Source organism: Rhodoblastus sp. (genome assembly GCF_041915505.1).
GTDB lineage: Bacteria > Pseudomonadota > Alphaproteobacteria > Rhizobiales > Beijerinckiaceae > Rhodoblastus.
In genome coordinates this window covers 1450-9549 of sequence record NZ_JAYSBG010000123.1, presented here as the reverse complement: position 1 = coordinate 9549, position 8100 = coordinate 1450, and the positions used below count along the sequence as shown (strand labels likewise).

Here is an 8100-nt window from a genome sequence, read left to right as displayed (position 1 = left end):
GCACGCGCACCTTGACCGGCGCGACCAGGCCGACGCCGAGATGATGGCGCGCGTCGGGATTGAGCAATTCGATATCCTCGCCCCGCGCGCCCGCCGCGCGCATCGCCTCATTGGCTTCGCGCACCGGAATTTTCGCGAGATCTAGCGTGACCATGTGCGGAACGTCCCCGGCGCCGGTTCGGTAGTGGAAAGGGGCTGGCCCGGAAAGAGCCTGTTGAGCGAGACTTCCTCGGAGGCGATGGCGACCAGTTCGTCGTTCTCGAACATCACCATCGGCTTGGCGGCGAGGCGGTCCTTGGCGAAGCCGATGCCGTCCTTGGTCGAGACCAGGAATGAGAACACGCCGTCGAGATCGTCGACTGATTGTTCGAGCGCCTGTTCCAGCGTCTCGCCCTGCGCCAGCTTGTCGGCGAGATAGACCGCGATCAGTTCGCTGTCGTTGTCGGTGCGGAATTCGAAGCCGCGCGCCTCAAGGCGGCGGCGCATCTTCCAGTAATTGGTGATCTGGCCGTTATGGACGATGGCGACGTCGGAAAAGCCCGTCGCCCAGAACGGATGCGCGGCTTCCGGCTTGACCTCGGATTCGGTGGCGAGCCGGACATGGCCAACGCCATGCGAGCCGGCGATGGCGCCGACGCCGTAGATTTTGTCGAGGTCATGCGCGGTGCCGACATCCTTGATGATGTCGAGCGCCGAGCCGATCGAGACCAGCTTGGCGGCGTGCTCCATGGCATAGGCGAAGGGGCGGATTTCGCCGGAATGCTCCACTTCGACGACGAAGGTCGCGCCCTCGCGCTTTTCGCTCAGGATTTTCGCGCCCTGTTCGGCGAGTGCGGATTTGATGCGTGCGACGGCGCCGTCGGCGTCTTCGTCGATGATGAAGCGCAGGCGCAGGCCCTTGAAATCCGGCTCATAAAGCGCGAAACCGGTTGAATCCAGCCCGCGATGCTGACAGCCGTCGAGCATGTTCACGAGCGAGCGGCCTAAAGTCGCTCCGGCGTCGGGATGTTTGAAGAAAATTCCGGCAATGCCGCACATTTTGCCTCTCCTGACCAATGCGTGTTCTAGCTAAGCGTCGGAGGGGGAGTCTGTCAACAAGGAGAAACAATTTTTCATATAAGGAAAACATCAGGGCGCGTTTCGGCGCCAACGGGAGGTCGGAACGCCCAAAAATTACGCAGTTTTGCGTAAACATGCGACGGACATAGGCGGCCTTGCTCTAAATAGCCGCATTTGTCATTCCATGAAACAATGTTTCTTGACAGTAATAATGGCCTGCGCTTCTCTTGGCCCATCCGGCGCGGTTTCGGCTGCGCGCGAAACGGGTTTCGAGGATTAGAGATGACCGCCGACCTCGCCAAAATCGCCGCAGACCGCGGCATCAAATATTTTCTGATCTCTTATGTCGACCTGTTCGGCGTGCTGCGCGCCAAGCTCGTTCCGGCCGCCGCCATCGGCGCGATGCAGAAGAATGGCGCGGGTTTCGCCGGTTTCGCCTCCCATCTCGACCAGACCCCGGCCGATTCCGACACCCTGGCGATCCCCGATCCGGCGAGCCTGATCCAATTGCCCTGGAAGCCGGAAGTGGGCTGGCTCGCCGCCGACCTCTACTGCGAAGGCAAGGAGCTTGCCGACGTGCCGCGCGCCGTTTTGAAGGCGCAGATCGCCAAGGCCAAGGCGCAGGGCTATCAGCTCAAGACCGGCGTGGAATGCGAGTTCTTCCTGCTGACGCGCGACGGCAAGGCCATCGCCGACGCCTCGGATTCCTATCCCAAGCCCTGTTACGACCAACTCGCCTTGATGCGGCAATATGATCTCATCACCGCGATCTGCGACTGCATGTTGCAACTCGGTTGGAAGCCCTATCAGAACGACCATGAGGACGCGAACGGCCAGTTCGAGATGAACTGGGAATATGACGACGTGCTGCTCACCGCCGACCGCCATGTGTTCTTCAAATATATGGTCAAGACGCTGGCCGAACAGGCCGGCTATCGCGCGACCTTCATGCCCAAGCCGTTCAATGGCCTGACCGGCTCGGGCTGCCATATCCATACCTCTCTATGGAAGGATGGCGTCAATCTGTTCGAGGACCCGGCCGGCGAACTCGGGCTCAGCGCGTTGGCCTATAATTTCCTCGGCGGCGTGATGCATTCGGCGGCCGATCTTTGCGCCCTTTTCAATCCGACCGTGAACAGCTTCAAGCGTATCAACGCGCCACGCACGGCTTCGGGGGCCACATGGTCGCCCAACACCATCACCTATGGCGGCAACAACCGCACCCATATGGTGCGTATCCCGGAGCCGAACCGGTTCGAATTTCGCCTGCTCGACGGTTCGGCCAATCCCTATCTCGGACCCGCTGCTTTGCTGATGGCAGGCCTCGACGGCATCGAGAACAGGCGGGACCCCGGCAAGCGCCTCGATATCGACATGTATGCCCACGGCCATACGGTGCTCGACGCGCCCAGGCTGCCGCTCAACCTGCTCGACGCCCTGCGCCTGCTGGAGAAATCCGAGGTCGCGCGGAAGGGGCTCGGCGAGTCCTTCGTCAAGTCCTACGTGAAGCTGAAGCTGGAATCCTGGAACGATTTCATGAGCTGCGCCACCGAATGGGAGCGCGCCCACACGCTCGACTGCTAGCCCTCACCGCGCTCCGCGAATAACAACGACAATTGGAGTTCCTTATGGAATCCGAGGTGAAATCCTATGTCCTGACGATTGCTTGTCAGGACACGATCGGCATTGTCTCCGCCGTCTCCAGTTTCCTGGCCGCGCGCGATATTTTCATCTCGGAATCGGCCCATTACGGCGACGCCGAGACGCAGCGGTTTTTCATGCGCACGGTGTTTCAGGCGCCGGGCGATCCGGCGGCTTTCGCCGAGTTGAAGAAGGCCTTCGCCGCCATCGGCGCACAATTCGGCATGACCTGGGACATGGTAGACATGACGCGCAAGACGCGCGTGCTGATTCTGGTTTCGAAATTCGATCATTGCCTGAACGACCTCCTCTATCGGTATCGCATCGGAGCCCTGCCGATTGAGATTCCGGCGGTCGTCTCCAACCATCCCGATCTGCAGCGCGTGGTGGAATGGCACGGCATTCCCTATCACCATCTGCCGGTGACCAAGGAAACCAAGGCCGCGCAGGAGGCCAAGATCCTGGAAATGGTGGATCGGCTGAATATCGACCTGATCGTGCTTGCGCGCTACATGCAGGTTTTGTCGGCCGAAATGTGCAAGGCGCTGGCGTGGCGGACGATCAATATTCACCATTCCTTCCTGCCGAGCTTCAAGGGCGCCAAGCCCTATCATCAGGCCCATGCGCGCGGTGTTAAAATCATCGGCGCCACCGCCCATTATGTCACCAGCGATCTCGATGAAGGCCCGATCATCGAACAGGCGGTCGAGCGCGTCGAGCACACGGAGACGGCGGAGGATTTCGTCGCCATCGGCCGCGACATCGAGAATGTCGTGCTGTCGCGCGCGGTGAAGTTTCACGTCGAGCGCCGCGTGATTCCGAATGGCGGCAAGACGGTGGTGTTTCGGCGCTGAACCAGCGCCTCGGGTTCCCTGCCGGCGGTCGGCAGTTTCGCCAACATTGATCCGCGACGAGCGTCTCGACAATCGAGTCTAGTGCGCGCACCATCGCTGCGATTTCTCCGTCGGGGACGCGGCGGTTGCAGCGCGCCTACGGCCGAATGCGCCGTGGCGCCCGTGGAAATATCAAAATAATCCTACCGACTAAATATTATTATATTGACAGCGACGTCCCGATTTCCTGATCTTGCTTTCGCGAGGCGGCGCCTGCGGCGCGGTCGCAACCAAGGAGGGGCACGATGAAACGTCTGATCGCCGGGGCCATGGCTTTGGCCCTGATTTCAACGTCCGGCTGGGCGGCGCTGAAGGAGGGCGATCCCGCGCCGGATTTCACGGTTCAGGCCGCGCAGGGCGGCAAGACCTTCTCCTTCCATCTGGCCGAGGCGCTCAAAAAGGGCCCGGTGGTGCTCTATTTCTATCCGAAGAGCTTCACCAAGGGCTGCACCATCGAGGCGCATGATTTCGCTGAAAACGCCGACAATTTCGCCGCCGCCGGCGCGACGTTGATCGGGCTGTCGGCCGATACGATCGAGACCCAGCTCGAATTTTCGGCAAAGGAATGCCGCGACAAATTCCCGGTCGGGGCCGATCCCGACGCCGCCGTCATCAAGTCCTACGATTCGCTTCGGATCAAGCCGGCCGCCAATGGCGCGACCGTCTCGGACCGCATTTCCTACGTCATCGCGCCGGACGGCAAGATCATCTACGCCTTCCAGGATTCCGCGCCCGACAAGCATATCGAGAACACTTTGGACGCGGTTCGCCGCTGGCGCGAAAACCACAAGTCGTGAAAGGCAGGCCTGGGGCGGCGGGTCGTGGGCGCAAGGGGCTTGCGCTGGATGACGATAGGCTATAACAATATAAAAATGATCGGTTATTAGTTGTTATGGATGGATCTGTCATGCGCAAGCTTCTGCCTCTCGCCCTCCTTGTTCTCGCCGCTCCCGCTTTCGCCCAGACTCCCGCTGCGCCGGCCGCGGCCGCAGGGCAAACCGCTCGCGCCGCCTTCGTCTATAATTACAAGACGCCGAAGCTCAACCGCGTCGAGATCGACGCTTTGCTGGCCAATCCGGACAGTGTGCTGTTCGTCGATCTGCGCCGCCCCGATGAGATTTCGAAGATCGGCACCTTTCCCGTCTATCTGAACGTGCAGCTTGGCGACCTCGAAAAGCATCTCGCCTTCATTCCGAAGGACCGCAAGATCGTCACCGTCTCCAACCATGCCGCGCGCGCCGGCAAGGCGGGCGACCTGCTGACCGAGAAGGGCTTCAAGGTCGTCGGCGCCGTCGGCTCGGAAAATTACCAGGAGGAAGGCGGGACCAATGTCCATGTCGTTCCGGTTCCGGCGCCGGCCGCGGCGGCGATAGCCCCCGTCCAGCCGTCGCAGACGGCGGCGGCAGCGCCCGCTCAGCCCGCGTCGCAGAACTGATCCAACGTCGGGAGACCCGGCCATGAGCGAGAAGAAGAGCCTGACCAAGGCCGGCGACTTCCATCCGGAAGTGCTGAAATTGTTCGACCGTTATGTGCACGGCCTGCTGCCGCGCCGGGGCTTCCTCAAGGGCGCGGCGGTCTACGCCACGCTCGCGGGCGCCAGCGCGGCGGAACTGCTGGACGCGCTCAATCCGCGTTTCGCGCAGGCGCAGAAGGTCGCGCCTGCCGATCCGCGGATCAAGACCGAGATCGTCGAGATCGACTCGCCCAAAGGCAATGGCAAGGTGCGCGGCCTGCTGGCGCGGCCGGCTTCGGCGTCGGGTCCGCTGCCAGTCATTCTGGTGATCCACGAGAACCGCGGCCTCAATCCGCATATCGAGGACATCGCGCGGCGCCTCGCGGTCGATAATTTCATTGCTTTCGCGCCAGATGCTCTGTTTCCGCTTGGCGGCTATCCCGGCGACGAGGACAAGGCGCGCGAGCTGTTCGGCAAGCTCGACCAGACCAAGACGCGCGCCGATTTCGTGGCGGCGGCCAATTATCTGCTGGCTTTGCCCGGCGGCAACGGCAGGCTCGGCGCGGTCGGCTTCTGCTATGGCGGCGGCGTGGTCAATTGGCTCGCCGAACAGACGCTCGAAGGGCCGGGCGGCAAGCCCGCTCATCTCGATGTCGGCGTGCCCTTCTATGGCGCGGCGCCGCCGCTCGACAAGGTCGCCGATATTAAGGCCCGTCTGCTGCTGCAATTCGCCGGCAAGGACGAGCGCATCAACGCCGGCTGGCCGGCCTATGAGGCGGCGCTGAAGGCCGCCGGCGTGCGCTACGAGGCCTTCGTCTATGACGGTGTCGAGCACGGCTTCAACAACGACACCACGCCGCGTTTCGATCAGGCCGCCGCGACGCTCGCCTGGGAGCGCACGCTGGCCTTGTTCAATCAGGCCCTGCGCGGCTGATTTTCTTCCCCTCGAATGGAGTTTTCGACGCATGTTTTCCAACAAGAACCGCAGTCGCGCCGTGCTGGCTGTATTGGCTCTGAGCCTCGGCGGCGGCCTTGTCGCGCAGGCGCAGAACGCGCCGGCGCCGGGCGCGGCGCGTCAGGCGGCCGAGGAGCGCCGCGCGGCGTTCAAACTGGTAGGCGCGAATTTCCGTCCGCTCGGCGCGCTGCTCAAGGAAGGCGGTCAATATGACGCCGCCGACGCCAAGAAGCGCATTGCGCGGCTGGTGTTCCTGTCCGGGCTGCTGCCGGAAGTCTTCCCGGACATTTCCAATCTCGGCGAGCCGGACAGCAAGGCGAAGCCGGAAGTCTGGACCAATCGCTCGGATTTCGACCAGGCGCTGAAAAAATTCCAGACCGATCTCGTCACGTTGCAGGAGGTCAATGACAAGGAGCAGGCGTTGAGCGAGCCGTTCAAGACCGCGCTCACGACCGTCGCCCAGGACTGCAAGGCCTGCCACGACAATTTCAAGCTCAAATGAGTCGACGCCGTCGGTCCTTGAAAAGGGCCGATAATATGAAACGCAGCTTCGCGCCCAGAAAACCCGACTCCCCTGGGCCGAGTGAACGGCCGGCGTCGTCTCGCCTCCGACGCCGGCCGTTCGATTGTTACGGGGGCCATCATCCGACGGGAATTTCCGCCATGAGCATTGTGGAGCAGTCGATCGGCGCCGTCGCCGAGAGCGACGAAAAGGCTGAGGCGGGACGGCAGGTCTGGGATCTGCCAGTCCGGATTTTCCACTGGAGCCTGGCCGCCGCCTTCCTCGCCGCCTTCGTCACCAATCGGCTGGGCGTGGCTTATTTCAAATATCATCTCTGGGCCGGCTATGCGGTGCTGGTTTTGGTGTTGTTCCGCATCCTGTGGGGGATTTTCGGCACGCGCCACGCTCTGTTTCGGAATTTTGTGCGCGGCCCAAAGGCGATCATCGCTTATGCGCGCGGCCTGTTCACGGCCGGCGGGCCGCATTATGTCGGGCACAACCCGGTCGGCGCTTTGATGGTGCTCGCTCTGCTGGCGGGCGCCGGCGCGCAGGCGGCGCTTGGCCTGTTTTCGAACGACGAGATCATCAATGTCGGGCCGCTTTACGGATTGGTGACGAAGGAGCAGAGCCTCGCGCTGACCTCGCTGCATCGCAAATTGTTTTATGTGCTTGCCGCCGCGATCGCCGCGCATGTGCTCGCCGTGATCGCGCATAGAATCTTCAAGGGCGAGAATCTGATCGGCGCGATGATCACGGGCCGCAAGCCGCGCGAAGCGATTTCGGAGCGGGAGGCGATTTCGTCGTCGCGGCTGTGGCTTGCCGCCGTGTTAGCGCTGGTCGTCATCGCGGCTTTGGCCTCGGTCAGGCGGCGGGCGCGCAGCAGGTTCGTGCCGTAATCGCGCGAGGCCGGATCGTTGAGGCCGTAAAGCTCCTTGGTGGAGTCGCTTTCCTTGGACAGATCGACCGCTTCCGGCGCCGATTTCTCCATGCGATAGGCGAGATCGAACGAGCGGATGCGCGCCTGCAATTCGCTGTCCTCGGGCCGCAGGGCGGCGCGATGGTCGTTGAGCTTTTTCAGCAGCGCCAGATCGTCCTGCTGCTGCCTGCCGCCGATCACTTCGGGGCGGTCGAGGCTGATGATCGGCGCGTCGCCGGGACGAAACGCCGTGCCCTGATAGACCGCCGGCAGGAAGCCGGACGACCAGTTGACCGAACCGCCGGTGGGTTCGCGATTGCCGGCGTAAAGCACGACATAGGGCGGCAGGTCGGGATTGGCGGAGCCGAGCGCATAGGTGATCCAGGCGCCGAGCGAGGGACGGCCCGGCTGGACGTCGCCGGTGTTGAGCTTCAGGATCGAAATGTCATGCGTGGCGCCGACGGTGATGCTGTTCTTGACGAAGGCGATCTTGTCGGCGTGCTGGCCGATATTCGACACCCAGTCGGAGAACCAGGCGCCGCTCTGGCCATATTGCTTCCACTCGCGCTTGGACGCGAACAACTTGCCGACGCCGCCCTGGGTCGAGGTCTTGATGCCCTGGAGATAGGAGGCCGGGACCTCCTGGCCGGCGAGGCGGACCAGTTCCGGCTTGTAGTCGAA

Annotated in this window: 8 protein-coding genes and 1 pseudogene; 7 read left to right on the top strand and 2 right to left on the bottom strand. The window is 62.5% G+C overall.

Translation table 11 applies throughout. From position 1 onward, the window contains the following. Window positions 1-141: 141 nt before the first annotated feature. Window positions 142-1038 carry a class II glutamine amidotransferase gene (locus tag ACE3S9_RS09675; RefSeq protein ID WP_374546246.1) on the bottom strand — a complete coding sequence of 299 codons (897 nt, stop codon included), beginning with the start codon at window positions 1036-1038 and terminating at the stop codon, window positions 142-144. Between the two features lie 303 nt (window positions 1039-1341). Here ACE3S9_RS09675 and glnT point away from each other — a divergent pair, with 303 nt between their 5' ends. The 7 genes and pseudogenes from glnT to ACE3S9_RS09640 all read left to right on the top strand — a co-directional run. Then, complete coding sequence (glnT, locus tag ACE3S9_RS09670; protein ID WP_374546245.1) at window positions 1342-2643, top strand: type III glutamate--ammonia ligase; 1302 nt, start codon at window positions 1342-1344, stop codon at window positions 2641-2643. 44 nt (window positions 2644-2687) lie between these two features. Beyond that, window positions 2688-3554, top strand: a complete 867-nt coding sequence (gene purU / locus ACE3S9_RS09665; protein ID WP_374546244.1) for a formyltetrahydrofolate deformylase — start codon at window positions 2688-2690, stop codon at window positions 3552-3554. A gap of 284 nt (window positions 3555-3838) precedes the next feature. Continuing rightward, entirely contained in the window at window positions 3839-4390 is a 552-nt protein-coding gene (locus ACE3S9_RS09660; protein ID WP_374546243.1) for a peroxiredoxin, read from the top strand. 110 nt (window positions 4391-4500) lie between these two features. After that, entirely contained in the window at window positions 4501-5028 is a 528-nt protein-coding gene (locus ACE3S9_RS09655; RefSeq protein WP_374546242.1) for a rhodanese-like domain-containing protein, read from the top strand. A gap of 22 nt (window positions 5029-5050) precedes the next feature. Further along, window positions 5051-5980, top strand: coding sequence for a dienelactone hydrolase family protein (locus ACE3S9_RS09650; RefSeq protein ID WP_374546240.1), 930 nt, complete (start codon window positions 5051-5053; stop codon window positions 5978-5980). A gap of 31 nt (window positions 5981-6011) precedes the next feature. Continuing rightward, window positions 6012-6503, top strand: a complete 492-nt coding sequence (locus ACE3S9_RS09645; protein WP_374546239.1) for a cytochrome c — start codon at window positions 6012-6014, stop codon at window positions 6501-6503. Next, window positions 6500-7201 (top strand): annotated as a pseudogene (locus tag ACE3S9_RS09640) (cytochrome b/b6 domain-containing protein); the annotation flags it as partial. The gene ACE3S9_RS09645 and the pseudogene ACE3S9_RS09640, both read left to right, overlap by 4 nt. Here ACE3S9_RS09640 and ACE3S9_RS09635 read toward each other — a convergent pair. Further along, window positions 7165-8100: DUF1501 domain-containing protein (locus tag ACE3S9_RS09635; protein WP_374546238.1), on the bottom strand; the 936-nt coding region annotated here is incomplete at its 5' end. The pseudogene ACE3S9_RS09640 and the gene ACE3S9_RS09635 sit on opposite strands and share 37 nt — an antisense overlap.